We start from the raw sequence: 26,215 nt of genomic DNA, 5'->3' as shown, positions 1-26,215 counted from the left end.
CGCGGGTCCGACTGCCGGCGCGCTCGGAGGCAGGCCAGGGGAGAGGAACCTCATGCGGGCGTGCAGGCAGCCAGTCGCCTGTACGCCTGTCGGCCGTCAGCCCCTGACCGTGAACGTCCCTCCCGGGCGCGTCTCCACATCGATCGTGTGCAGGGACCACGACGGGAGCGCTGGCACCGTGGCCCCAGGGGCCCGCAAGGGCGTCGCCACGGCGTGCGTCGCCAGCAGCGGGTTGCTGCTGGGTCCGGTCACCGCGCGCGTCGACGCCCCCTGCACGCGCAACGGGGTCGTGCTGCGGAGCCGGCACATGCCACCGAGGCGCGACCGCACCTCCCCGCTCACGAGGCGGCCTGCGTCCCACGCGAGGTCGACATCGAAGCCGCCGCGGGCCCGCAGCCCCGTCACGCGCCCGCGCGGCCAGGCCGCGGGCAGGGCGGGCAACACGTCGAGCGCGCCCGCGTGGCTCTGCAGCAGCATCTCGCAGATCCCTGCCGTGGCGCCGAAGTTGCCGTCGATCTGGAACGGCGGGTGCGCATCGAACAGATTGGCGTACACGCCGCCGCCCGCACTCATGCGCACGCCGAGTTCGTCGACCAGGCGCAGCAGCCGCACGAGCAGGCGATGCGCGCGATCGCCGTCGCGCAGCCGCGCCCACGCGTTGACCTTCCACGCCAGCGACCAGCCCGTGCCGTCGTCGCCGCGCAACTCGAGGGCCTTGCGTGCGGCCATGAACAGCTCCGGCGAGGAGAACGGCGTGATCTGCCTGCCCGGATGCAGCGCGAACAGGTGCGAGAAGTGGCGGTGGTACGGATCCTGCGGTGGCAGGTCGACGCCCCACTCCTGCAGCGCGCCGTTGGCATCGATGCGGTAGGGGCGGAGCCGGGGCAGCGCCTCACGGATGCGCGCGGTGACGAGGTCGTCGATGCCGAGGATCGCGGCGGCCTGGAGCACGTTCGTGCAGGCGTCCCAGGTGATCCCCAGGTCCATGGCACTGCCAGCGTTCGTGGCGGCGAAGCGGCCGTCCGGGAGGCGGAACTTGTGCTCGGGCGACGTCGAGGGCGACGTCGCGAGGTGGCCGTCGGCGTCGGGCACCAGCAGGTCGAGGCAGAACTCGGCGGCGCCCCGCATGAGCGGGTACGCCGTGGCGCGCAACCAGGCGCTGTCGCCCCCGAAGGCGTAGTGCTCCCACAGGTGCTGCGAGAGCCAGGCGCCGCCCATCGGCCACGACGCCCACACGGGGTCGCCCTCGCCGAAACGACCGACCGGCGCCGTCTGCCGCCACAGGTCCGTGTTGTGGTGCGTCGTCCAGCCACGGGCGCCGTAGTTGACGCGCGCCGTCTCGGCACCGGGGACGGCCAGTTCGCCGACCATCGCCAGCAGCGGCGCATGGCACTCGGCGAGGTTGGCCGGCTCGGCCGGCCAGTAGTTCATCTCGGTGTTGATGTTGACCGTGTAGTTGCTGCTCCACGGCGCGCGCACCTGATCGTTCCAGAGCCCCTGCAGGTTGGCCGGCTGCGTGCCAGGCCGGCTGCAGGCAATCAGCAGGTAGCGGCCGTACTGGAACAACAGCGTGGCCAGCGACGGGTCGTCGGCGGGTCCCTCGGCAAGGCGGACGTCGAGCGGTCGCGACACGAGTGCTGCCGAGGCCGCACCGAGGTCGAGCGTGACGCGCGACATCAGCGCCGCATGATCCTCGCGCTGGCGGGCGCGCAGTGCGTCCCAGTCGCGCTGCCGTGCGGCCGCAAGCTGCGCCGATGTCGCCGCAGCCGGATCGCGTCCGTCGGCCATGCCCGATCGATCGGGCCCGGCAAAGCTGGTCGCCATCGCGACGTACAGGGTCGCGTGCGACGCCCCGGCGACGCGCACGCCCTCGGCGGTGATCGACATGCGGCCGTCGGTGCGGACACCCATGCGCGCCTCGAACGTCATGCCGCGATCGTCGGCATAGCGCACGGGGTCGGCAACGTCCTCGTAGTTGGGCTCGACGTGGGAGGGGGCGCGCCCTCGCAGCACGAGCGCCTCGCCATCGGCGCGCGTGGCGGCATGCAAGGGGCTCGACAACCGCGCCTCGAACCCGAGCAGGCCGGGTCGGTCGCAGGTGAGGTGCAGGGCGATGACCTGGTCCGGATGGCTGGCCACCACGCGGCGCGTGAACGTGGCTGGCCCCTGCCGGTACGAGACGACCGCCTCCCCCGTGGCGAGGTCGAGCGAGCGCGCATAGCCGCGCCCCAGGTCGCCGTGATCGAACACGACATGCAGGTCGCCGAGGGGCAGGTACGACTGCGTGTACGGCCCCATCATCCGCTTGGCCGCCGCGTCGGCCTCGACGAAGCGGCCTGCAGCCACCAGGGCACGGGCGTCGGCAAGCGCCGTGCGGGCGCCGGGGTTGTTCCAGTCGGACGGCCCGCCCGACCACAGCGTGTCCTCGTTCAGTTGGAGGCGCTCGACGCCCACGCCACCGAACACCATCGCGCCGAGCCGGCCATTGCCGAGCGGCAGGGCCTCGACCCACTGCCGGGCGGGCCGCGCGTAGGCCAATTGCAGCAGCGATGTGCCGCCGCCGATTGGTTGGGCAAGCAGCCCGCCGCGCAGGAGCGGCAGGGCCCCAAGCGCGAGTAACGACTCGAGGAACGTCCGGCGGCCGGACGTCCGGAGGGGCACCCCCGAGGGTGTTCGATTCCGGCGATTCACGCGTCGCATCCTACGTCAGGTGGGCTGCTCGTTCCGCATTCGCGGCATTCCCGGCATCGCGGCATTCCGTGATGTACTCTGCCGCCATGGCAGGACTGGCCTTCGAGCACCTCGCGATCAATGTCGCCGACCCCGTCGCCGTCGCCGAGTGGTACGTCACGCACCTCGGCATGACGGTCGTGCGCCGCGGCGACGCGCCCGTGCACATGCACTTCCTCGCCGACGCGTCGCGCCGGGCGATGATCGAGATCTACAACAACCCGGTGGCGCGCGCCGACATGTACGGGGACCTGCATCCCGCGCAGTTGCACGTGGCCTTCACCTCGGCCGATCCGGACGCCGACACGGAGCGGCTGGTGGCGGCAGGCGCCGTGCTCCTGGAGCACCAGCGGCACCCTGACGGGTCGCACCTGGTGATGCTGCGCGACCCGTGGGGCCTGGCGATCCAGCTGGCCAAGCGGGCCGCGCCGATGATCTGAAGGGCTACAGGCGACAGGCCACAGGCTGCCTGCAGCCCCTGGCCCCTAGCTCCTAGCTCCTAGCCCCTAGCCCCAAAAGAAGATCATGTCGCAGACCGAGACCGTCGCCTTCCGCATGCGCCTGCACGAGGGGCAGGCCGACGAGTACCAGCGGCGCCACGATGCGATCTGGCCCGAACTCGACGCCCTGCTGCGCGAGTCGGGCGTGGTCGAGTACCGCATCTTCCTCGACGAGGAGACGCGGGCGCTCTTCGCGGTGCTCACACGGCGCACCGACCACACGCTCGACGCCCTGCCCGACCACCCGATCATGAAGCGCTGGTGGGCAATGATGGCCGACATCATGGATACCAACGCGGACCAGTCGCCGGTGCAGGTGCCGCTGCGCGAAGTGTTCAGGATGCAGTGAGAAAAAGGCTCAGGGCTCGAAAAGCCTACTGCCCGGCCCGCTGCCTGAGGTACGCGTAGAGCGACGCGATCTCCTCGTCGGTGAAGTGCGTGAAGCGGGCGCGCGCCGTGTCGTCCATCACCGTGAGATCGCGACCGCCCGGGGTCTCGCCGGTACGCATCAGGTGCGCGAATGCGGCCTCCGTGTAGGCCACCGCCACGGTGAGCGGCGGCACGCGCGCGCCGTCGCCCTCGAGGGTGGCGCCGTGGCATTCGCCGCACGCGACATGGGCGAGATAGCGTCCCCGCGTCGCCGCGTCTGGTTCCGATGACGAGGGCGTGACAGGCCCAACCGCGAGCGCATCCGGCACGGCACGTCCCACCAACAGGCGGAGACGCGCGCCGACGCCGGGGCCGCGGCGGGCCAGGGCATCGGCCCGCTCGGGCAGGGCCCGCAGCCAGGCGATCACGCGCCGCACGTCCTCGTCCGACAGATGCCGGAAGTCGCGCGCGGGCATCCCGTACAACGCGCGCCCGTCGCGGTCCACGCCGGCCCTGATGGCCCGCGCCAGTGCGTCGTTCGTGTAGGCATGCCGCACGCGCGTGAGGTTGGGTGCCGCCAGGTCGAGGCCGGTGCGGGCATCGCGCACGGGGGCACCCGCCATCGCCGGGCCGTGGCAACTCGGGCATCCGAGAATCCGCCCGAGACGCTCACCCTCGCGCACGGTCGCCTCATCGGCAGGGACCGCGTCGAGAACGGGCTGCGGCCAGGTCTCGGTGGCGTGGAGCCGGCGCTCCGAGGCCAGCCACACCGCCGCCGACGCGAGGCCCGCGCTGCCGAGGCCGAGCAGGACGATGCGGACGATCCAGGCGCGGAGTGGTGTCATGCGCGGTCGCTCATGTATCGTCTGCGCACACTCGTAGGCAGGCCCGAGGAGGCGCCCCATGGACCGTCGTGCATTCCTGTCATTGTCCGCCATCGGCGCGCTCGCGCCGACCGCCCGCGCGCAGGCCGCCGGCCAACTGCCTGCCGTCACCCGCTATCCCGATCCCGCGGTGCGCGTACTCGATCCGCGGTTCGGCAAGTACCGGGTCGGCGCGGCGGTGGTCGAGCGGCTCTACACCGGGTGCCGCTGGGCCGAAGGCCCCGTGTGGTTCGGCGACCTCCGCTGCCTGATCTGGAGCGACATCCCCAACAATCGGATGCTGCGCTGGACCGAGGAGACCGGCGAGGTCAGCGTGTTCCGGCAACCCTCGAACAACTGCAACGGCAACACGCGCGACCTGCAGGGCCGCCTGATCACGTGCGAACGCCGCCGCGTGGTGCGCACCGAGCCCGATGGCACGATCACCGTGCTCGTGGACGGCGTCGGCGGACAGCCACTGAACTCGCCCAACGACGTGGTGGCGCATCCGGATGGATCGCTCTGGTTCACCGACCCCGGGTACGGCCTGCTCTCGCGCTACGAGGGCGTGCTCGAGGAATTCAAGCTCCCCACGCGCGTGTACCGGTGGGACCCGGCCACGAAGGTCGCCACGCCGATGACCGAGGCCATCAAGCGGCCCAACGGGCTCTGCTTCTCGCCGGACTACTCCAAGCTCTACGTCGCCGACACCGAGAACCCGTCGGCTGCGTGGCCGCGCGGCATCCATGTCTTCGACGTCGTGAACGGGAAGGGGCTGGCCAACCGACGCCTGTTCCACGACATGGGCAAGGGCGGCGCCGACGGCATCCGCTGCGACGCCGACGGCAACATCTGGGCGAGCGCGGGTTGGGTGGGGGCGGGCTACGACGGCGTGCGGATCATCGCGCCCGACGGCACGCACATCGGGCAGATCGACCTGCCGGAGGTCTGCAGCAACCTGTGCTTCGGGGGCGCGAAGGGCAATCGCCTCTTCATGACGGCGAGCCAGTCGCTCTACAGCGTGTACGTGGAGACGGTCGCGGCGCGGTGAGGGAATCGAGGTAGGGCCGGGTGTCCCACCCGGCCGCCCTCCACAGCGGCGCGGTGGGACACCGCGCCCTACCCTGTAGGTTTGCGTCCTACTTCGCGACTTCCAGCGTCGCGAGCGCCACGGTGTTCTCCCACGCCATCGCCATGACCACCGAGGTGTCGGTGGCGTTGATGAACGTGATCATCAACTGCTCGACCGAGTAGTCCACCGAGTCCACCATCATCGGCACGCGCGCGACGTCGAACTTCGGGTTGTAGTTGTACGCGCCGGAGAGGTTCACCTTGTCGTTGGGGTCGTACTTGGCCTGCCGCGGCTGGTTGGTGAGCACCAGCGTCCACGCCCCGGGCTTGAGGTCCACGAAGACGTTGTAGATGCCAGGCTCGAGCCGCTTGCCGCCGAGCATCAGGGGCGCCTGCGTGGTGAGCGTGGTCGTGGCGTTGGCTCCGGCCCGCCAGATGGCCGTGCCGTCCAGGACGGCCTTGCCGTACTCGGCCCCGCTGCCGAAGATGTTCTTGCGGCCGCGCAGCAGCGGACGCCCGTAGTCCACCACGATCCACTTGCCGCCCTGATAGCGCTGGCCGTCGTCGGACTTCGTCCAGGTGCCGCCCACCTGCACCGACGCCTGTCCTGCTGGCGACGGAGGTAGCTTCACCTCGGGCACCGATTGCGCCGTCACCGTCGCGGCCAGCATCACGCTCGCCGCCGTCATCGTCAGTATCTTCAGCATTCGCACGTGTTCGTATCCCTTCATCCTTGTTTCTTCGCTCTTCTACCTTCTACCTTCTACCTTCGCCCTGAGCCGTGAGCCCTGAGCCCTGTTCTACACCACCACACGCCTGCCGTCCCAGCGCGCGAGCGCGCCCTTGCGGTAGCTCAGGTTGATCATGTGCCCGACCGTGGCGCACCGATGGCCCATGTCGGCATTCTCGAACGGCTCCTTGCGGGTACGCACGCTGTCGTAGAACGCGGCCATGTGCGGCACGGTCGCGTCGCCGCCCTCCACCTTGATCTCCTCGGCGGGCGACGGCTTCTGGGTCGCGGTGGCCTTCGGCCGCATCGACGCCCGATCGAGATCGTGCTTGGCCGCGAACGCGTCCTTCTGCGCGGCGGAGAAGTGGTTGGTCGAGTAGGTGTAGTTCTCGAGCAGCGGCTCGTGGTGCACCACGAGCCGGTTGGCGTAGAACTCGAGGGCGCCCTCGGTGCCGAGGATGGTCAGTGGCGGGCTGGCGTGCGCGTTGTTGGCGGTAGACGCGAGGTTGAGCGTGAACCCTTCGGGGTAGTCCACCACCGCCGACATCTGGTCGGGCACCTCGCGGTCCTTCCACCGGTAGACGCCGCCCATCCCGAAGACCTTGCTCGGCATCGACACCCCCATCAGCGTGTGGGTGGCCGTGATGAGGTGCACGAACAGATCGGTGGGCAGGCCGCCCGAGTAGTCCCAGTACAGGCGCCACCGGAAGAACCGCTCGGCATCGAAGGGCACCTTCTTCGCGGGGCCGATGAAGCGGGCCCAGTCGATGGTCTCGGGCGACGCATCGGGCGGCACCGGGTAGTACCAGGCGCCGGTTGCGGTGTTGCGGTTGAACGCCCCGTTGATCTGGGTCACCTTCCCGAGGCGGCCGCTCTTGATGATCTCGATGGCCTTGGCGTTGCCGGGCATGCTCGCCCACTGGCTGCCCACCTGCACGATGCGCTGGTGCTTGCGGGCGGCGGCGATGATGGCGTCGCCCTCCTCCCAGCTGTGGGTCATCGGCTTCTCGATGTACACGTCCTTGCCGGCCGCCATCGCCTCGAGGGCCATCTGCTTGTGCCAGTGGTCGGGCGTGACGATGACGATGGCCTGGATGTCCTTGTTGTCGAGGAGCTGGCGGTAGTCGCGCGTCGTGACCAGGCCGTCGCCCAGGATTTCCTTGCTGCGCGCGAAATGCCCGTCGTAGATGTCGGCGACGCCGACCATCCGCGTGCCCGGGATCGACTTGGTGGCACGAATCAGGATCTCGCCGCGGATGCCCGCGCCGATGACGCCGACGCCGACCGCGTCGTTGGCGCCCTGGACGGTGGCGCCGCGCGCCAGCCCGGTGAGGGGCGCGAGGCCGAGGGCACCGGTGGTGCCGAGCGTCCGCGCGACGAACGCGCGACGCGAGAGGCGGGCGGACGAAGATGAGGACAACGACATGCGCCGCATTTCACCATACTCGGCGACCCGTCGACAGCCATCACGCCATCGGCACATGTGGATACGACGGCGACAGGGCTGGGGGCTGGAAACTGGGGGCTTGGTGCTGGGGGCTTGGTGCTGGGGGCGTGGTGCTGGGGGCGTGGCGCTGGGGGCTGGACGCACCTGCGACGTTGGCCTTTGGCCTTCGGCATTCCGGCATCGCCGCATCGCGGCATTCGGTCAGGACTCATGACTCGAGAGTCATGAGTCCTGACCCTGATACCATCCCGCCCCGATGAGTGGACGCCTGCAGGTCCTGATCGCCGCCGTGCTCTTCTCCACGGCCGGCATGGTGGTCAAGGCCACCACCCTCACGTCGTGGCAGGTGGCCGGCTTCCGCTCCGCGGTGGCCGCCGTCTTCCTGCTCCTCGTGGCGCGGATCCACCTGCGGCCGACATGGCGCACGCTCGGCGTCGGCCTCATCATCGCCGTCACGTTCATCTCGTTCATCGTCGCCAACAAGCTCACCACGTCGGCGCATGCCGTGTTCCTGCAGGCCGCGGCGCCCCTGTACCTGGTGCTGCTCGGCCCGTGGCTGCTCGACGAGCGCATGCACACCAGCGACGTGCCGTTCCTGCTGGTGGTGGGGCTGGGCCTCGTGCTCCTGTTCACCGGGTCTGTCGCGCCCTCGACCACGGCGCCCAATCCCCTGCTCGGCAACGTCATCGCCACGGCGAGCGGCGTCACGTGGGCCCTGGTCCTGGTTGGTGTCCGGCGCATCTCCCGCGAGGACGGGCTTCGCGGCGCGATGACGGCCACGTTCTACGGCAACGTGTTGGCGTTCCTGCTGTGCGCCCCGCTGGCCTTCCCCGTCGTCGGGGCTCGCCCGGTCGACTGGCTGGTGATCGGCTACCTCGGGTGCTTCCAGCTCGCGCTGTCGTATGTGCTGCTCACGCGGGGCATCGGCAAGCTGCCGGCCCTCGAGGCCTCGCTGCTGCTGTTGCTGGAACCCGCGCTGAACCCGCTGTGGACCTTCCTCGTCCACGGCGAGACACCGGGGCTGGTCGGGAGTCTCGGCGGCGGCCTCGTGCTGGTGGCCACCACCGCGCGCGCCTGGCGGCCGGCGCCGGTCCACACCTGATTCGCACCGGGGAGGCGCGGCGCCTGCCCGCACCGCCTGCCTGCCGACACACCCACGGGGGACCCGTCACCTGACGAGGGCAGGGAGCGAGACCTGCCCTTGGGTATGCCCCTGCGATTTCTGCCGCGCGCGCCGATAACCCGGTTGACCCGGGGCGTCCCGGGCGTTAGCCTCCTCCACCGTCCATGCGCCAGTTGCCCCACCTGCTTCGCGTCGCGATTGTCGTGCTGCTCGCCGGCATCCTCGGCGATCGCAGCATCGAGCACGGGCTGCCCCTGCTCGACGGGTCGGTGCTGCGGCTCGATGGCGCGTTCTCGCTGTTGCTCGGCCTGGTCCTGGGGCCTGCGGCCGGCGTGATCACGGCGATCCTGGCCACCCTGCGCACGGCCATCGAGGCGGGCTCCAGCCAGATGGTGGTCCTGGCCGCTGGTGAGGTGCTGTGCGTCGTGGCGCTGGTGCGGCGGCGGCGATGGCAGCCGGTGCTGGCGACGGTCGCGTACTGGCTGCTGATCGGCTGGCCGTTCATCCTCGTGGTGCAGTTGCTGATCCAGAAGCACGACCCGACCTCGGTCACGCTGGTCATGGCCAAGCAGCCGCTCAACAGCCTGGTCAACACCGTGATCGCGACGCTGCTGGCGGCGCAACCGGCCGTGGTCGGGTTGCTGCGCGGCGCCCCGGTGCGCGGGGGCGACACGCGGCTCAAGCAGCAGATCTTCCACACGTTCCTGCCGCTGGCCGTGGTGCCGGTGCTCTTCCTCGGCTTCGGGCTCGGGCGCGTCTTCGCGCAGTATGCGGAGCGCCAGGAACTCACGGCACTCAACGAGCATTCCTATCGCCTCGCGCGGCAGGTCGCCGACTACGTCCGCGAGCACGAGGACGCGCTCGCCTCGGCCGCGCTGCTCGTGGAGAGCACGCAGTCGGCGCGCGGCGACGTGACCGGCGCCCTGCTGGCGGCGCACGGGCTGCATCGTGGCTTCCTGACGATGCTGGTCGCCGACCACCAGGGCTGGATCGTCGCCGGATCGTCGCGCGTCAACGATCGCAGCCAGCCCGAGCAGAACTCGGGCGGGCGCACCGTGGCCGACCGGCCCTACTTCCGCGAGCCCGCGCGCACGGGCCGGCCGTTCACGTCTGAGGTGTTCCTGGGGCGCGGGTTCGGCACCGACCCGATCGTGGCGCTGAGCGCGCCCCTGCACGACCGGCAGCGGCGGTTCACCGGCGTGATCGAGGGCTCGCTGGACCTCAAGTTCCTCGGGCAGGTGGCGGGCACCTACGTGCCGGCGGAGCGCTCGGCCGTGGTCGTCGACGACCGGGGCCGCGTCGTCGCGAGCACGGGGCCGCATGGCGCCACCCTGTTGCGCGACGTCTCGAAGGGGCCATGGGTGAGCAGCGCGGCGCGCGGGGGGCGCACGCACTACGAACGCGAGCCGAACATGGGCTTCCCCACCCGCTTCCTCGTCGGCACGGCAGCCGTCCAGGGGGTGCCGTGGACCGTGTACGCCCGCGTCCCGGTGCGCGTCGTGCAACAACCGATCGCCGACTTCTATCGCGTGACCATGGCGGGCGCGCTGTTGATGCTCCTGATCGCGCTGCCGCTGGCCAACCTGGCCGCCGAGCGCGTCACCCGTCCGCTCGAGCGGCTCCTCGAAGCCACGGCGGGGGCCGAACCGGGCACGACGACGAACATGCCCGACATGGGGGCGGCGGCCCCCACCGAGGTGCGGCAACTGGCCGAGGACCTCGGCGCGATGCTCGAGCGCCTGCACGAGAACCAGGCCCAGCTGCAGTCGGCGCTCAGCGCGCGGGAAGACGCCAACGCGAAGCTCGAGGCCACACTCAGCGAGCTCGACGCGCGCGTCAAGGCCCGCACCGAGGACCTGGCCCGCGCCAGCGCCCGTGCCGAGCAGGCCAACCGCGCCAAGAGCGACTTCCTCGCCAACATGAGCCACGAGATCCGGACGCCGATGAACGGCGTGATCGGGATGGCCGACCTGCTGCTGCAGGACACGCTCGCGCCGCGCCACCGGCAGCGGGTCGAGACCATCAGGTCGAGCGGCCAGATCCTCATCGGGCTGATCAACAACGTGCTCGACATGTCGAAGATCGAGTCGGGCAGCCTCGAGATCGCCCCCGAGCCGACGCGCCTGCGCGACCTCGTGCAGGTCACGGTGCAGTGCGTGGAGCCGCTCGCCACGGGCAAGTCGCTGACGCTGCGGTCGGAACTGGAGCCCGGCCTGCCGGCGGCCGCGCAGCTCGACGGGCTGCGACTCGGCCAGGTGCTGCTCAACCTGGTGACCAACGCGGTGAAGTTCACCGAGCGGGGCGGCGTGACGGTGCGGGTGCGCCGCGTCCCGGGCCTGCACGGCGAGGACCGGCTGTTGTTCGAGGTCCGCGACACGGGGATCGGCATTGCGCCCGAGCGCCTGTCGCGCCTCTTCAGGCCGTTCGAGCAGGGCGATGCGTCGATCACCAAGCGCTACGGGGGCACCGGCCTCGGCCTCGCGATCAGCAAGCGCCTGGTGGAGATGATGGAGGGGCGCCTCTGGTGCGAAAGCGTGCTGGGCGAGGGCGCACAGTTCTTCGTGGAAGTACCGCTGCGCGCGGCCGAGGCGCCGGCCGATCCTGGCCCGCCCCGAGAGCTGGCGCCCGCGGAGGCGACGCGGGCGCTGCGCATCCTGCTGGCCGATGATCACTTCGTCAACCAGCAGGTGATCGCGCACCTGGTCGAGGTGCTCGGCCACCAGATCCACGTGGTGGAGAACGGGCAGCAGGCCATCGACGCCGTGGCGCGCACCAACTACGACGTGGTGCTCATGGACCTGCAGATGCCCGTCATGGACGGGCTCGAAGCGTCGCGCCGCATCCGGGAGGCGCACGGGGCCCACCCGTGGGTCATCGCGCTCACCGCGCACGCCCTCGACGAGCATCGACAGCAGTGCCTGGCCGCGGGCATGAACGACTTCGTGCCCAAGCCCGTGCAGCTGAACGACCTGCGCCAGGCCCTCGGCCGAGTGCCGATCGGCCAGCCCGTCGCCACCACCTGACCCGGGGCCGCTCCCCGACTCCCGACTGCCGACTGCCGACTGCCGACTGCCGACCCCGATCTGTTGTCGCTGAGCTTGACTGCGGGGGGCGGGTCAGGTGAACTCGCGGAGGCACTGCCGCTGCGGCGCTGCCGCCTGCCCGCATGCTGCGCCTCGAATCTCCTGTCGGCCGGTACGGCCTCGCCCTGGTGTTCGTGGCGGGGGCCGCGCTCTGTCGCCTGGCCCTCCTCGAGGTGGGGACCGACCCACGCAGCACGACGTTCGGGCCGTTCTACGGCGCCGTGGTGCTCGCCGCGCTCGCCGGCGGGCTCGGCCCCGGCAGCCTCGCGCTGGCGGTCTCGGCGGCCGCGAGCGCGTGGCTGTGGGTGCCCGGCCCGGCGCACGCGCCGCTCGCGCTGGTCCCGTTGCTGGTCTTCCTGATCGTCGGCGGCCTCATCGTCTGGCTGACGCACCTGACGCGACAGGCCCGCGTGCAGGCCGAGCGGGCCGAGCACCGCGTGCAGACCGTGCTCGACAGCATCGCCGACGGGTTCGTCGCGGTCGACTTCGCCTGGCGCTACACCTACGTGAACGAGGCCGCGCAGCGCTACTTCGGGCGCAGCGAGGCGGAGCTGATCGGCCGCTCGTGCTGGGACGTCTTCCCGGAGGCCGTGGGCACGCCGCTCGAGCACTACTACCGCGAGGTGATGGTGCAGCGTGTCCCGGTCACGGTGGAGCTGGCGAGCTTCCAGCGTGAGGGCGAGTGGTCGCAGGTGCACGTGTCGCCGACGGCGGAAGGCATCTCGGTGGTGTTCCGCGACGTCACCGAGCCGCGGCGGCTGCGCGAGCAGTCCCTCCGGCACCAGGAGCGCCTCCACCGTGCGCTGGCCTCCGCGCGGATGGCCGCGTGGGAGTACGACCCGCGCGCCGATCGCGTGACCTACGGCGCCTCGGCCAGCGACGTGCTCGGCATCCCCGTCGAACGGCTGCCGACCACCCGGGCCGAGGGCATCGCGCTGATCCACCCTGACGACCGCGACGCCCACGTGGCGCGCATCCGCGAGGCCTCCCGCACGGCCGACGGGCAGTACCAGTCGCAATACCGGCTTGCCGAGGCCTCCCTGCAGGACCGGGAGGGCCCGGTGTGGATCGAGGATCGGGGTCGCCTGCTCTTCGACGCCGTCGGCGCGCTGGTGCTGGTGCAGGGCGTACTGCAGGACGTGACGCCGCAGCGCGCGACCGAGGAACGCATCCGCGCGCTCAACCAGGACTTGCGCGAGCGCATCGCGGAGCGCCAGTTGCTGCTCGAGGCGGCCGAGGCCTCGCGGGAGGCGGCCGAGCGATCGAGCCGCGCCAAGGACGAATTCCTGGCGGTGCTGTCGCACGAGTTGCGGTCGCCGATGCAGTCGGTGCTGGGCTGGGTGCAGGTGTTGCGTACGGCCCCGCTGGACACCACGCAGGCCGGCCACGCCCTCGACACCATCGAGCGGAACCTGCGCCAGCAGACGCAGCTCATCAACGACATGCTCGACGTCTCGCGCATCGTGACCGGCAAGCTCGTGTTCCACCTGAGCACGCTGCCGCTCGCCACCGTGGTGCGGGAGACGGTCGACGAGTTGCGGCCGCTCGCCATCGACAAGGGCGTGCTCGTCTCGCTCGAGGCGAGCGGCGATCCGTTCGTGGTCGCCGACCGTGAGCGGCTCCGGCAGGTGGTCTCCAACCTGTTCACCAATGCGGTCAAGTTCACGGCACCTGGTGGCGAGGTGCTGGTCGCGTGCGGCAGCCACGACGGGCACGCATGGCTGGACGTGCGCGACACCGGCGCCGGCATCGACGCGGCGCTGCTCCCGACGATCTTCGAGCGCTTCCAGCAGGCCGACACCAGCTCGACCCGCGAGCACGAGGGCCTCGGGCTCGGCCTCTCGATCACCAGGTACATCGTGGAGCACCTGGGCGGGACGATCGCGGCACGGTCGTCGGGCCGCGGCGAGGGCGCCTGCTTTGCCGTGCGCCTGCCGCTTGCCCACGCGCGGCGCGACGACGAGCTCGCGCCGGGCGCGCAACCGGCCGCCGAGGCCCATGGGCGCCAGCGCCTCACAGGGGTCGACGTCCTGGTGGTCGACGACCACGCCGACACGCTGGAGCTGATCGCGTTCGTGCTGGAACGGGAAGGCGCCGTGGTCCGGACCGCGCGCTCGGCCTCCGAGGCCGAGGCGCTCTGGCAGGCGCGCCAGGCGGAGGTGCTCGTGAGCGACCTCAGCATGCCGTCACGCGATGGCTTCGCCCTGCTGGCGACCATCGGCGGGCGGGCGGTGCCGGCCGTCGCCCTGAGCGGCCTGGCGCGTGCCGACGACAGGAAGCGCGCGCTCGACGCGGGCTTCCTGGCCCACCTGGCCAAGCCGGTCGAACCGGCACTGCTGGTGGACACGCTCGTCCGCATCAGGGCGGAGGCGCCCGCGACGCCGTCATCCGCCACGCCGGCCTGACGCTAGCGCTTCGGCACCGTCCAGAGGTAGACCGTCTTGCCGTCGACCTCGATGGTCTCCTCCGGGGCCCAGTCGCCCATGTCGAAGTCGTGCGACACGATGCGTGTCCCGGGCCTGAGTTGTTCGAGCAGCCGGGGCCGCAGCTTCACGTTCAGGCTGGGCAGCAGGTAGAGCGTCACCACCGTCGCCTCGCGGATGTTGGCCTCGAACAGGTCCTCCTGGCGGAAGGTCGCCTTGCCGGCGACACCGCTCTTGGCGGCGTGCTCGTTGGCCTCGCGGATGCGCTGCGGGTCGATGTCGATGCCGACGGCGCGCGCCCCCAGCTTGGCGGCCGCGACGACGATGCGGCCATCCCCGCAGCCGAGGTCGTACACCACGTCGGCCGGCGTGACCTTCGCCGCGCGCAGCATGGCGTCGATGACCACGTCGCGCGTCGGGACGAAGATGACGTCCGGGCGCCGCTCGGTCTGCAGCGGCACAGCCGGCGGCTGCACCTGATCAGGCGCCGCGCCCGCCAGGCCTGCCGTGGCCATCGCGAGGGTCGCGCCGAGGAAGACTGCCCTGAACCCACCGGTCATGCACGCGTCCTTTCGGAAGGGATTGCTCACAGGTCCGTCGATCGTAGCAGACCGCCACGGACGCGTTCGGGCCTTGGGTACGATCGTCGGGCTCGCCCATCCTGGGCGAACCGGGAGGCAACGATCATGAGGCAGGCAGTGCTGGCAGCGGCGATGGTGCTCGGGGTCGCGACGGTCGCGGCGGCGCAGGACAACCCGATGGTGGCGGCGATCAAGACGCAGCACGCCATGGTCAAGGGCAACCTGGTGAAGTCGGCGGCGAAGATGTCCGAGGTCGACTACGCCTTCAAGCCGACGCCCGAGGTCCGCAGCTTCGGCGAGTTGGTGGGACACGTGGCCAACGCCAACTACATGATCTGCGCCACGGCGATCGGCGAGAAGAGCCCGGCCCCGGGCAACATCGAGAAGACCGTGACCGGCAAGGCCGCGCTCGAGAAGGCCCTGGGCGAGTCGCTCGCGTACTGCGAATCGGCCATCGGCAAGCTCACGGCCGCCAACGTGCACGAGGAGATCAAGTTCTTCACCGGGCCGACGCCGCGCCTGGCCGTGTTCGCGTTCAACAACTCGCACAACATGGAGCACTACGGCAACCTGGTCACCTACATGCGCCTCAAGGGCCTCGTCCCGCCGTCGAGCGAGGGGCGCTAGCGGAATTCAGAATTCACAATTCAGAGTTCAGAATTCACAGAACACAGTTCGACGTTCGACGTTCGACGTTAAGCGTCAAGCGTCAAGGGGGGCGGCGCTCCACGCGTCGCCCCACTCCGCCTTCCGCGCCGCACGCCAGGCGTCGTGGCGACGGGTGACTGCGACGCGCTGCAGGCCGTCGGGCGTGCAGAGGTCGAGTCCCACCTTCCCCTTGTCCACGCGCGGGTGCCGCAGCACGCGCGCGTTCGCCGGCTCGATGTCCGTGTCGCGGGCGAACACCAGGTAGGCGAACTTCTCGTCTTCGTACCCCAGCGTGCCGCCCTTCAACTGCCGGTGGCGCCGCGTTCGCGGGAGCCTGACGCTGAAGTGGCACCAGTCACGTCCGGCCGCCTCCCGCACCGGGCACGGGCCGGCGTGTGGGCACGGCGCCACGAGGTGGGCCCCGTCCTCCAGCAGGCGCGTCCTGGCCTCGGCCAGATGCATGAAGCCGGTGGGCGTGCCGGGCTCCACCAGCACGAGCACCTGCCGCGTGGCGCCCCAGGCGGCCTGCGCCAGGCGGGCTCGGCCGGCAGGGGCGAGTTCGCCTTGCGTATACGCGGAGATGACGAGGTCCGCGGCGGGCCAGTCGGTGGCGACGCCGATGTCGGCCACGCGCGACGACATCGCCACGGCGCGGCCGTCGAGGGCGCCTGGCGCCAGTCGGGCGCCGACCCCGAGGAGCGCGGCGCTCCTGTCCACCTGCAGTGCCGCCTGCACGCCTTCGCACGCGGCGAGCGCGGCCCATGTCGCCGTCCCCGGGCCCGCGCCAAGATCCAGCACGTCCCGGCACCTCGCGCGCACGTGGTCGGGCAGCATGGCCAACGTGGCCGACACGGCGGCATACGTCGCGGGCAGCCGTGTTGCCAGGTAGGCCGCGTGCCACGCCTCGTCGTCGACCGGCGAGGGGCGACCGCGCGCGTAGTCCTCGGTGAGCGCGTGCGCCGCGGCCGCGACGCGCGAGGCGGGCCGCGCATCGACCTCGCGGTCGATGGCGTCGAGCAACGCGGGGGGAAGGCCGGGAGTCAGGAGCGACGCGCCTCCCGGCGCAGCGAGACGCCGGCGAGGGCGCCGGTCGTGCGGCCCTCGGCAATCGCCGGCACGCCGTTGACGAACACCCAATCCATCCCGGTGGCGTGGCGGTGGGGCTCGGCGTAGGTGGCCTGGTCGCGCAGGGCGGCGGGGTCGAAGACCACCACGTCGGCATGCGCGCCCTCGACCAGGCGTCCGCGCCCGGTGATCGCGCAGACCTGCGCCGGCAGGCCCGTCATCGAGTGCAACGCCTGCGGGAGCGTGATCGTGCCGCGGTCACGCACGAACGCGGTCAGCTTGCGCGTGAAGGCGCCGTGTCCACGCGGGTGCGGCTTGCCTTCGCCAGGCAGATACGTCGCGCCGTCGCTGCACGTCATCATCCAGGGCTGGCGCATCAGGAACTCGATGTCGTCCATCGACATGTTGAACGACACCGTGGATGTGTCGTGCCTGGCCACGAGCGCCAGGGCGGCCTCCTCCGCGGGCACGCCGCGCGCCTCGGCGATCTGCGCGAGCGACTTCCCTTCCACCGTCCTGTCTGGCGGGTGGAACGCCACGAGCAGCGAGGCCGCGCCGCCGCGGCGGCGGATGTTGTCGGCTACCTGCGGCAGGAGGGCGGCGCGTTGCGCCGGATCGGCGAGACGCGTGACCAGGGCCGCACGCCCGCCGCGCTGGGCCTCACGGGGCACGAGCGCCGCGAAGAGGCTGGTGCCCGACGCCTCGTACGGGTACTGGTCGGCCCACACGGCCACGCCTCGCCGCCGCGCGGCCTCCACATGCGCGGCGCACTCGCGCGTGCGCCCCCACGCGTCCGGACCGAGCGCCTTCATGTGCGTGACGATCCCGGTCGTCGCTGAGCCCTCGGCAATGGCGATGATCTCGTCGACCGCAGCCACCACGCCGACCGAGTAGGTGCCTTCGTCGCGGATGTGACTCGTGTGGAATGCCGACGGCCCCAGCGTCTCGGCCGCCACGCGCATGAGGTCGGTGACCTCGTCGGTGGCGGCCCAGGCGCCCGGCGTGTAGAAGAGACCGCTGGACAGCCCGAACGCGCCGTCGCGCAGGGCCGCGCGCAGCAGGTCGTGCATGCGGGCTCGTTCGGTCGCGACTGGGGCCCGCTGCTCGCCCCCCAGTACCGCGCCGCGGATGGCGCCGTGGCCCACGAGCGGCGCCACGTTGACGCCGAGGCCGAGCACGCCCATCGCGGCGCGCTGCTTCGCCAGGTCGACAGGCCCGCCCCCGTCGGGGTTGATCACGATGGTGGTGATGCCCTGCGCGAGCAGGGCCTCGGCCGAGTGCAGGCCCTTGCGGACGAGGCTCTCGGCCGCATGCGAGTGGCTGTCGATGAAGCCGGGCGCGACGACGCGGCCGGCAGCGTCGATGGTGCGCGGGGCCGACCAGCCCTGGAGGTCGCCGACCGCCAGGATGCGTCCCTTCGCGAGCGCCAGGTCGCCGAGCCGTGGAGCGTCGGTCGATCCGTCGAAGAGGCGGCCGCCGCGAATGAGGACGTCGGCCTGACGTCCTTGCGAGCGCAGCGTGCGCGAGACAGGGCCGAGGACCGTGACCAGCGCACCCGCGCCGGCTCCTGCGAGGAAACGCCGCCGATGCACGGCCCGAGTGTACGCCAGCCGCGCCGCACACGCCGGTCCGACGGGGCCGCGATCAAACTCCCGACGAGGTTTTGGCGTCTTCTTCTATGAGACGATGCGAGGGTCACGCATCGACGACTCGAGAGGAGGAGGCCCCGCACATGTTCGACAAGCACTCGTGGAAGCGGAGCGACCGCGGCTACCCGGTGGATGCCTTCGGTGAGGGACTGGCCGACGACGCACCGCACAGCGGCGCCTGGCTGGGCGAACGCCCGGGGCTGGACCCGGCGGCCGACGGCCGGCACACGCTCACCTGGCTGGGCGTCAGCCTCGTCGGGATCGGCGTCGGCATCCTCCTGACACGCGCCCTGCGGGGCCACGACGACGTCGCGATGGTGCGGTCGTGGCTGGCGCCTGCAGCGCGGGATGCGGCCGACGCACGGCTGAACGAGGCCTCCGAGGGCTCGTTCACGGCTGGCGCCGCCAGCATGTCCTGACCGACGGGCGACCGACCCCGCCATCGCCGGGCCGACACCACTCGGCCCGCCCGAGCGCGCACCGCTGACGCCACTCACGCGTTTGCGGGCGGAGGCGGCGCGTTCCAGCTCGTCTGCAGCTGGAGTTCCTCTTGCATGGGCTGGCGGGTATCGTTCGTCCCGTGCCCGCCACTGAACCCGCCGACCGCCCGCCGCAGCCCCTGCCGGTCCTGCTCACCGCCCTCGCCTACGCGGGCGCCGCCTGGGCCGGGTTCCGCCTCTTCAGCGTCCCGGGGTCGGTCGCCATCATCTGGCCCGCCGCCGGGATCCTGATCGGGGCGCTCCTGCAGTTGCCGCGCGCGGTGTGGCTGTCGACCGCGCTGGCCACCTGGGGCACCACGGCGCTGCTGCAGCACCTGCTGGGTGTCTCGCTCACGTTCGCGCTGCCCCTGTCGGGCCTGGGCGTCGCCGAGGCCGTGGTCGCCGCCTGGGTGCTGGCGCGCATCAGGCCCACCGTCACGCAGTTCGACCGCCCCCAGGACCTGTTCGCCCTCGTGACGGTCGGGACGCTCTCGGCGATGGTGGCGGCTGCGGTCGGGGCGCTCTTCGTCCACGGGACCGGCGTCTCCACGGTGGATGCCTGGCACGTGTTCACCGTGTGGTCGTCCGGGCATGCCGTGGGCATCCTCCTGTTCGCGCCGCTGTGCCTCATCTGGAAGCGGGCACACCTGCCGCCGCTGACCGGCCCCTCGACGGCTCGGGGCCCGGAGACGCTGCTCGCGTTCGGCGTGTTGTCACTGGTCGGCATCCTGGTGTTCTTCAACGGCGTCGGCAGCATCAGGGCGCCGCTGCTGGTGTCGCTGCCGTTCGAGGTGATTCCCTTCGCGATGCTGATCGCCGTCCGCTCCGGGGTCCGCGGCGCGGTGATCGCGATGGTCGGCCTGGCGCTGCTCGCCGTGGCGGGGACGGCGGCCGGCGGGGGCGCCTTCAAGACCACGCATCCCGATCTCGACGCGCGGGTCGTGGTGACGCAGTGGTTCCTGGCCACGATCGGCCTGGCCACGCTGCTCCTCGCGCTGGCCATCGAGCAGGGCCGCTGGCAGGAGTTCCAGACGCGCCTGGCCAACGAGGCGCTGGCCGAGGCCAACGGTGTGCTCACGCACGAGATCGGCGAACGCGAGCGCACCGCGCTGTCGCTGCGGATGCTGCTCGACGCCACGCCCGAGGGCATCGTCGTGGTCGACGACGACCGGCTGATCGTGGAGGTGAACGGGGCGCTGGAGTGGATGTTCGGGTACTCGCGCAACCAGTTGCTGGGGCAACCGAGCGACATGCTGGTGGCCGACGTCGACCGCGAGACGGTCCGGGCCTACCACGAGCGCTACGCCTCGGATCCGCAGGCGATGCTCACGCGCGGCCCCGGGCCGGACCTGACCGCGCTGCGCAGCGACGGCAAGACCTTTCCCGCGCAGATCGGCCTGAGTCCGTATCGCCTCGGCGAGGAATTGCGGATCATCGCGACCGTGCGCGACGTGACCGAGCAGCGGGCCGTCGAGCGCCGCATGGAGACCAGCCTGCGCGAGAAGGAGGTGCTGCTGCGCGAGGTGCACCACCGGGTGAAGAACAACATGGCGGTGATGTCGAGCCTGTTCTACCTGCAGCAGCGGTACGCGAAGGATCCCGACACCGTCCGCGTGTTCCGCGAGAGCGAGTCGCGCGTGCGCAGCATGGCCATGGTGCACGAGGTGTTGTACCGGTCCGACGACCTGTCGGCCGTGGACTTCTCGCGCTACCTCGACTCGCTGGTGGACCACCTCGCCAACGTGTACCGCGGCACGCTGCCGGGCCTGCGGGTCGAGCGCGAGATCGAGCCCATCCGGCTGTCGCTCGACCAGGCCGTGCCGTGCGGCCTGCTGCTGAACGAGGTGCTCACCAACGCCTTCAAGCACGCCTTCGTCGACGGCGCGCCGGCGGTCCTCCGGGTGCAGGCCAGCGCGCGGGGCGGCGAGGTGCGCATCGAGATCGTGGACAATGGCGTCGGCGTGCCGGAAGACCTCTCCCCCGATCGGACGCAGACGCTGGGTATGCGCCTGATGCAGGCGCTCACCGAGCAGCTCGAGGGACGGTTGTCGACCGAGCGCCAGGAACGGGGCACCCGCTCCACGCTCGCTTTCCCTCTCATCGTGGGCACATCCGTCACCGGAACTGTCCCTTCAGCCCCGTCCGCCTGATGCCCACCACAGACCCCACCGCCGCCGGGTTCGACGTCCGGATCCTGATCGTCGAGGACGAGCGCCTCCTGGCCGAGGAGCTGCGCGAGCGGCTCGAGAGCATCGGCGCCACCGTCGTGGGCGTCGAGCACAGTGGCGAGCAGGCCATCGCCGCCGCCGAGCAGGCACGGCCCGACCTGGTGCTGATGGACATCCGGCTGAAGGGCGAGATGGACGGCATCGAGGCCGCGACGCGCATCAGCCGCACCATCGGCACGCCCATCGTCTTCCTGACCGCCCACTCCGATCACATGACCGTGGAGCGGTCCAAGGCGGCCAGCCCGTACGGCTACCTCCTGAAGCCGCTGCAGGAGTACGAACTGCGCGTCACGCTCAGCCTGGCGCTGCACCGCTGCCGGCTCGAGCGCGACCTGCGGTCGAGCGAGCAGCGCTTCCTCACCACGTTGAGCAGCATCGGCGATGCGGTGATCGCCACCGACGTCGACGGCCGCGTGACCTTCCTCAACCCGGCGGCCGAGCAGATCACCGGGTGGACGCGGCAGGACGCCGAGGGGCGGGCGGTTGCCCACGTCTTCCCCGTGATCGACGAGCAGGATCCGGGCACCGTCGTCGATCCGGCGCGCCGGGCCATCGCCACGCAGGCCGTGGACGTGGTGGCCGAGCCGCTGCGCCTCACGCGGCGGCAGGGCGACCAGACCCTCGTGGAACTGTCGGCAGCGCCCATCGCGGACGGCACCGAGGCGCGCGGCGCGGTGGTGGTGTTCCGCGACGTCTCGCTGCGACGGCAGCAGGAGGACGCGGCCCGCGAGGCCGAGGCGCGGATGCTGGAGGCCCAGAAGCTGGAGGCCGTCGGCCGCCTCGCCGGCGGCGTGGCCCACGACGTCAACAACATGATGACCGTCGTCACCGGCTACGCCGAGTTGCTGCTGTCGCAACTGGCGGCCGACGACCCGAACCGCGGGCTCGTCGAGGAACTCAAGCAGGCCGGCGATCGCACGGCGGGCATCACGCGCCAGTTGCTCTCGTTCAGTCGTCATCGCATTCCGCGCCCCCAGGTGGCCGACGTGGCCGACCTGCTGGCCAGCCTGGAGCCCCTGCTGGCGCAGGTGCTGCCCCCCACGATCACGATGCGACGGCTGTCGACCGGCCCCGGCGCGCGCATCCGCGTCGACGCCGGCCAGTTCGAGCAGGTGATCCTGAACCTCGCGCTGAACGCCCGCGACGCCATGCCGCGCGGGGGCACGCTCACGATCGAGAGCAGCATCGCCTCGCTCGACGCCGGCTGGGACACCGGAGCCGATGCGCCACTCCCGGCCGGCGATCACGTGCTCGTGGTGGTGACCGACACCGGGGCGGGCATCCCGCCCGAGATCGCCACCCGCGTCTTCGAGCCCTTCTTCTCGACGAAGGCCGGCGGACACGGGACCGGGCTGGGCCTGGCCGTCGTGCGCGACATGGTGCGCGCGGCCGAGGGCCAGGTGCTGCTCTACAGCGAGCCCGGCCACGGCACGTCGTTCAAGCTGTATTTCCCGCAGGTCGCCGAGGTCGATGCGCTGCCGCCCGGCAGCCCCAACCTCGTCGACGACGACCTGCAGGCCGAGGTCGCGACGACGGTGCTGCTGGCCGAGGACGAGGAGGCGGTGCGCAGCCTGACGCGGACGCTGCTCGAGCAGCACGGCTACACGGTGCTCGCCGCCTGCGACGGCGTCGATGCGCTCGAACAGGCCAGCGCTTACGCCGGCCCCATCGACCTGCTGCTGACCGACGTCGTGATGCCGCGGCTCGGCGGCCGCGAACTGTGCCAGCGCCTCGGCGCCGCGCGGCCGGAGATCCGGGCGCTGTTCATGTCGGGCTACACCGCCGACACGGTCCTCCGCCAGGGCATCATGAAACACGGCCTCGCGTTCCTCCAGAAGCCGTTCAAGGGCCGACACCTGCTGCTCGCCGTCCGCGACGTCCTGCGCAAGCCGCCGGTGCGGTCCTGACGGGCCGCCTAGCCGGGTACCGGGTGCCGGGTACGGGATACAGACGTGACTGCCGACTGCCGACTGCTCACTGCCGCCTACTGACTGCCGACTGCCGCCCCCCGACCTCCGATTCCCGACTCCCGATTCCCGATTCCGTCTGGTTCCGATGAACTTCCTCGCCCATTTCCTCCTGTCGGCCAACGACGAGGACCTGCGGCTGGGCAATTTCCTCGGCGACCTCGTGAAGGGACGCGTGGAACGGTACGACCATCCCGGTGTCACGCCAGGGATCAAGGCGGGGATCCGCCTGCACCGCGCCATCGACAGCTTCTCGGACACGCACCCGGTGGTGCGCCGCACCAAGCAGCGCATCGCGCACCGGTACGGGCGGCTCTCGAGCGTGATCGTCGACGTCTACTACGACCACGTGCTGGCGCGGGAGTGGGCGACGCACGGCGAGGGCACGCTGCCGGCGTTTGCCGACGACGTGTACCGGACGCTGCGGGGCAACCTCGGGCGGCTGCCGGAGGAGATTCACCCGCTCGTGCACGCGATGACGCAGGGCGATTGGCTCACCGGCTACGCCGACATCGCCTACGTCGGCCGCGCATTGCGCGGCATGGCGCGGCGGGCGCCCGTGGCACGCGACATCGGGACGGCCGCCGAGGAACTCGCGGCGCAGTACACCGACATCGCCGCCGACTTCGCCGAGTTCTTCCCGCAGTTGCAAGCACACTGCACGGCCTTGGTGGCCGCGCACCGTGACGACCAGAGCGCCAGCAGCGAGCAGCGCGCGACGCCTCCCGGACCTTCACCCTTCTGAGCTGGGCACTGTTCTCTTCGCCCTTCGCCCTTCGCCCTTCGCCCTTCGCCCTTTGAATTCTGAACTCTGAATTCTGAATTCCTGCCGGGTTACACCGTCGAGACGAACCGGGCATAGACTTCCGCGTGTGCGCCTGCTGCCCCTCGCCCTCGTCTCGTCAGCGCTGCTGTCTCCTGCACTCCTGATCGTCGGCACGACCGCGCCGGCTGCGCCACGCCGGTGGCTCGCCGGCGACGCCCACGTGCACAGCCAGTGGAGTCCCGGCTACGACCGCGCCACCTCGCCGCCGACCTACCTGCGAGGCGCCGACGCGCTGTACCCGACGCCGAAGAACGCCGCGATGGCGCGCGCCCACGGGCTCTCGTGGATGGTCACCACCGATCATGGCGGACCGACCCACTCGCGGCTCAATCGCGACGAGGCCTACCCGGAGCTGTTGCAGTCGCGCACGGCCGTGCCCGACCTGCTGCAGTTCTACGGCATGGAACTCAACATGCCGGCCATGGACCACCACACGCTCATCGTGCCGCGCGCCGCCGACGAACGCGACGTGCTGTACGAGATCGAGAGCCGGTTCGACGCGGCCGATGCGTGGCCTGCCGACCCGTCGCGGGGGACGGCCGCCGCCCGGCAGGCGGCCCTGGCCTTCCTCGCGTCGCTGCCGCGCCTGCCGCTCGTGTTCGCCAACCACCCGTCGCGGTCGGCGACGGGCCTCCGCCAGTACGGGCTCGACGAGCCCGCCGAACTGCGCGACAACAACACGCGCGCGCCGCAGGTCTACCGCGGCCTCGAGGGCGGACCGGGGCATCAGGCGTCGGGCCTGGCCAGGGACGGCTCGCCGCGCCGGGATGCCTCGGGCGCACTCACCGGGTTCCGCGGCGGCTACTCACGCCCGGGCGCGCACACCCTCGGCGGCTTCGATCAGATGACGGCCATCGTCGGCGGCCTGTGGGACACGATGCTCGCCGAGGGGCGACGCTTCTGGGTGGTGGCAGCGTCGGACTCGCACGTCCACTTCGACGAGACGACGCGACAGGGCAGCGACTTCTGGCCGGGCGAGTTCCACAAGACGTACGTACTGGCGCGCAAGGACTACGCGGACGTGCTCGAGGGACTTCGAGAGGGGCGCGTGTTCACCGTCGCCGGTGATCTGATTTCCGAGCTGTCGGTCACCGCGCGCGCCGGCAGGTCGATGGCGGGGATCGGCGGGACCATGAAGGCGAAGCCGGGCCAGGCCGTCGAGGTGGCGATCGCGTTCCGCGATCCGGCGGGGCCGAACTTCGGCGGGCGCACGCCGTCGGTGGCCCGCATCGACGTCATCGTGGGAGACATGACCGGGCCGGCGGCCGACCCGACCGCCGACCGGGCGCCGCGCACGCGGGTCGTGGCGCGCCTCACCGCGAAGGACTGGAAGTGCAAGGGCGAGACGTGCTCGCTGGCGACGCGGCTGCCGGCCTCGCCCTACTCGCAGTACGTGCGCGTGCGCGGCACGAGCACGACCGACGATGAGCCGGCGATGGATACGGCCGGCGAGAACCCGTGGGACGACCTCTGGTTCTATGCCAACCCGGTGTTCATCGACCGCGGCGTCATCGCGCCGCCCGCCGCGTCGGCGACGACCGCCTTCCGCGTGCCGGCGCACACGCATCCGTAGGGGCTCGACGAAGTCCGAAACTCTCACTGTTACAATTTCTGGATGGGCGTGACCTCCGACGACCTCTTCGGCGACCCGACGGGCATCCAGATCGCGGCACCCGGCAGCTACGGCCAGCGACCGCCTTCGTATCGGCTGCCCGACGCCCTGCGCCTCGGCCCGGTGGCGCTGCAGGTGGCCAACCTCGAGCGCTCCCTCGATTACTACCGCGACGTGCTGGGCCTCGCCGTGCTCGACCACGGCGGCGGGCAGGCGCGCCTCGGATCACACGGGGATCGGCGCGCGCTCGTCGAACTCGTCGAGCGGAAGGGCGCACGCCGTGCCGACGCCGCGCCGCACCACGGGCTCTTCCACTTCGCGATCCTGCTGCCGTCGCGCGAGGCGCTCGGGAGGTTCGTCCGCCATCTCGGGGAGATCGGCGTGCGGGCCGGCGCGGGCGATCACCTGGTGAGCGAGGCGTTCTACCTGACCGATCCCGATGGCCTCGGCATCGAGGTGTATGCGGATCGTCCACGCGACACCTGGAAGCGCGACGGCCGTGAGTTGATGATGGCCACCGACCCGGTGGACGTGCGCGGCCTGGTGCAGTCGGCGGGCGCCACGACGTGGACCGGCATGCCGGCCGGCACGGTGATGGGCCACGTGCACCTCCACGTGGGCGATACCACGGCTGCAGGCGCCTTCTACGGCGACGCCATGGGCTTCGACCGGATCGTCTGGCGCTACCCCGGCGCGCTGTTCCTCTCGGCCGGTGGGTACCACCATCACCTCGGCGCGAACACCTGGGCGGGCCCGCGCGCGGCGACGCCAGGTCCAGACGACGCGCAGTTGCTGGCGTGGACGATCGTCCTGCCCGATGC

At 71.3% G+C, this 26,215-nt stretch carries 20 protein-coding genes; 13 read left to right on the top strand and 7 right to left on the bottom strand.

All coding sequences use genetic code 11. The features are described 5' to 3' along the window. Nucleotides 1–96: 96 nt before the first annotated feature. Nucleotides 97–2,691 (bottom strand): glycosyl hydrolase family 95 catalytic domain-containing protein, encoded by a 2,595-nt coding sequence (locus ACIRDX_RS06790; RefSeq protein ID WP_396624646.1) that lies wholly within the window; start codon nt 2,689–2,691, stop codon nt 97–99. A gap of 86 nt (nt 2,692–2,777) precedes the next feature. Here ACIRDX_RS06790 and ACIRDX_RS06785 point away from each other — a divergent pair, with 86 nt between their 5' ends. Beyond that, the gene (locus ACIRDX_RS06785; RefSeq protein ID WP_396624645.1) at nt 2,778–3,170 is read left to right on the top strand and encodes a VOC family protein; all 393 of its coding nucleotides are present in this window, start codon (nt 2,778–2,780) and stop codon (nt 3,168–3,170) included. Between the two features lie 85 nt (nt 3,171–3,255). Next, on the top strand, nt 3,256–3,579 hold the full coding sequence (gene rhaM / locus ACIRDX_RS06780; protein WP_396624644.1) for an L-rhamnose mutarotase: 324 nt from the start codon (nt 3,256–3,258) through the stop codon (nt 3,577–3,579). A gap of 25 nt (nt 3,580–3,604) precedes the next feature. Here rhaM and ACIRDX_RS06775 read toward each other — a convergent pair whose 3' ends face one another. Beyond that, the gene (locus ACIRDX_RS06775) at nt 3,605–4,444 is read right to left on the bottom strand and encodes a c-type cytochrome (protein ID WP_396624643.1); all 840 of its coding nucleotides are present in this window, start codon (nt 4,442–4,444) and stop codon (nt 3,605–3,607) included. A 58-nt stretch (nt 4,445–4,502) separates the two neighbouring features. On the opposite strand from ACIRDX_RS06775, the gene ACIRDX_RS06770 reads away from it, so the two are divergent. Then, a complete protein-coding gene (locus ACIRDX_RS06770; protein ID WP_396624642.1) occupies nt 4,503–5,513 on the top strand; it encodes an SMP-30/gluconolactonase/LRE family protein in 1,011 nt (336 codons plus the stop codon). Between the two features lie 88 nt (nt 5,514–5,601). Here the strand turns inward: ACIRDX_RS06770 and ACIRDX_RS06765 are convergent, their stop codons facing one another. Continuing rightward, a complete protein-coding gene (locus ACIRDX_RS06765; RefSeq protein WP_396624641.1) occupies nt 5,602–6,240 on the bottom strand; it encodes a DUF2911 domain-containing protein in 639 nt (212 codons plus the stop codon). Nucleotides 6,241–6,333: 93 nt separating this feature from the next. After that, on the bottom strand, nt 6,334–7,689 hold the full coding sequence (locus tag ACIRDX_RS06760; protein WP_396624640.1) for a Gfo/Idh/MocA family protein: 1,356 nt from the start codon (nt 7,687–7,689) through the stop codon (nt 6,334–6,336). 277 nt (nt 7,690–7,966) lie between these two features. On the opposite strand from ACIRDX_RS06760, the gene ACIRDX_RS06755 reads away from it, so the two are divergent. The 3 genes from ACIRDX_RS06755 (at nt 7,967) to ACIRDX_RS06745 (ending at nt 14,321) form a co-directional block, all read left to right on the top strand. Further along, nucleotides 7,967–8,812, top strand: coding sequence for a DMT family transporter (locus ACIRDX_RS06755; RefSeq protein ID WP_396624639.1), 846 nt, complete (start codon nt 7,967–7,969; stop codon nt 8,810–8,812). 185 nt (nt 8,813–8,997) lie between these two features. Beyond that, complete coding sequence (locus tag ACIRDX_RS06750; RefSeq protein WP_396624638.1) at nt 8,998–11,856, top strand: ATP-binding protein; 2,859 nt, start codon at nt 8,998–9,000, stop codon at nt 11,854–11,856. A gap of 143 nt (nt 11,857–11,999) precedes the next feature. Further along, entirely contained in the window at nt 12,000–14,321 is a 2,322-nt protein-coding gene (locus ACIRDX_RS06745; RefSeq protein WP_396624637.1) for an ATP-binding protein, read from the top strand. A gap of 2 nt (nt 14,322–14,323) precedes the next feature. Here the strand turns inward: ACIRDX_RS06745 and ACIRDX_RS06740 are convergent, their stop codons facing one another. After that, on the bottom strand, nt 14,324–14,899 hold the full coding sequence (locus ACIRDX_RS06740) for an SAM-dependent methyltransferase (protein ID WP_396624636.1): 576 nt from the start codon (nt 14,897–14,899) through the stop codon (nt 14,324–14,326). Nucleotides 14,900–15,025: 126 nt separating this feature from the next. Here ACIRDX_RS06740 and ACIRDX_RS06735 point away from each other — a divergent pair, with 126 nt between their 5' ends. Next, nucleotides 15,026–15,547: a DinB family protein gene (locus ACIRDX_RS06735; RefSeq protein ID WP_396624635.1), complete on the top strand. Its 522-nt coding sequence runs from the start codon at nt 15,026–15,028 to the stop codon at nt 15,545–15,547. A gap of 75 nt (nt 15,548–15,622) precedes the next feature. Here the strand turns inward: ACIRDX_RS06735 and ACIRDX_RS06730 are convergent, their stop codons facing one another. Together ACIRDX_RS06730 and ACIRDX_RS06725 are read right to left on the bottom strand one after the other, a co-directional pair. Beyond that, a complete protein-coding gene (locus tag ACIRDX_RS06730; protein WP_396624634.1) occupies nt 15,623–16,588 on the bottom strand; it encodes a small ribosomal subunit Rsm22 family protein in 966 nt (321 codons plus the stop codon). A 20-nt stretch (nt 16,589–16,608) separates the two neighbouring features. Beyond that, the gene (locus ACIRDX_RS06725) at nt 16,609–18,225 is read right to left on the bottom strand and encodes an amidohydrolase family protein (protein WP_396624633.1); all 1,617 of its coding nucleotides are present in this window, start codon (nt 18,223–18,225) and stop codon (nt 16,609–16,611) included. 140 nt (nt 18,226–18,365) lie between these two features. Between ACIRDX_RS06725 and ACIRDX_RS06720 the strand changes: the two genes are divergently transcribed. From ACIRDX_RS06720 to ACIRDX_RS06695, 6 genes are all read left to right on the top strand, one after another. Next, entirely contained in the window at nt 18,366–18,701 is a 336-nt protein-coding gene (locus tag ACIRDX_RS06720) for a hypothetical protein (RefSeq protein ID WP_396624632.1), read from the top strand. Nucleotides 18,702–18,862: 161 nt separating this feature from the next. Continuing rightward, nucleotides 18,863–20,911, top strand: a complete 2,049-nt coding sequence (locus ACIRDX_RS06715) for a histidine kinase dimerization/phosphoacceptor domain -containing protein (RefSeq protein ID WP_396624631.1) — start codon at nt 18,863–18,865, stop codon at nt 20,909–20,911. After that, the gene (locus ACIRDX_RS06710) at nt 20,911–22,896 is read left to right on the top strand and encodes a response regulator (protein ID WP_396624630.1); all 1,986 of its coding nucleotides are present in this window, start codon (nt 20,911–20,913) and stop codon (nt 22,894–22,896) included. Before ACIRDX_RS06715 ends, ACIRDX_RS06710 begins: the two co-directional genes overlap by 1 nt. A 148-nt stretch (nt 22,897–23,044) precedes the next feature. Further along, nucleotides 23,045–23,701, top strand: coding sequence for an ACP phosphodiesterase (locus ACIRDX_RS06705; RefSeq protein ID WP_396624629.1), 657 nt, complete (start codon nt 23,045–23,047; stop codon nt 23,699–23,701). A 127-nt stretch (nt 23,702–23,828) separates the two neighbouring features. Next, nucleotides 23,829–25,355, top strand: coding sequence for a phosphoesterase (locus tag ACIRDX_RS06700; protein WP_396624628.1), 1,527 nt, complete (start codon nt 23,829–23,831; stop codon nt 25,353–25,355). 42 nt (nt 25,356–25,397) lie between these two features. Beyond that, a partial coding sequence (locus ACIRDX_RS06695; protein ID WP_396624627.1) for a VOC family protein occupies nt 25,398–26,215 on the top strand: 818 nt, incomplete at its 3' end.

The organism is Luteitalea sp. (genome assembly GCF_044337415.1).
GTDB lineage: Bacteria > Acidobacteriota > Vicinamibacteria > Vicinamibacterales > Vicinamibacteraceae > Luteitalea.
This window is presented reverse-complemented; position numbering and strand designations above follow the sequence as displayed.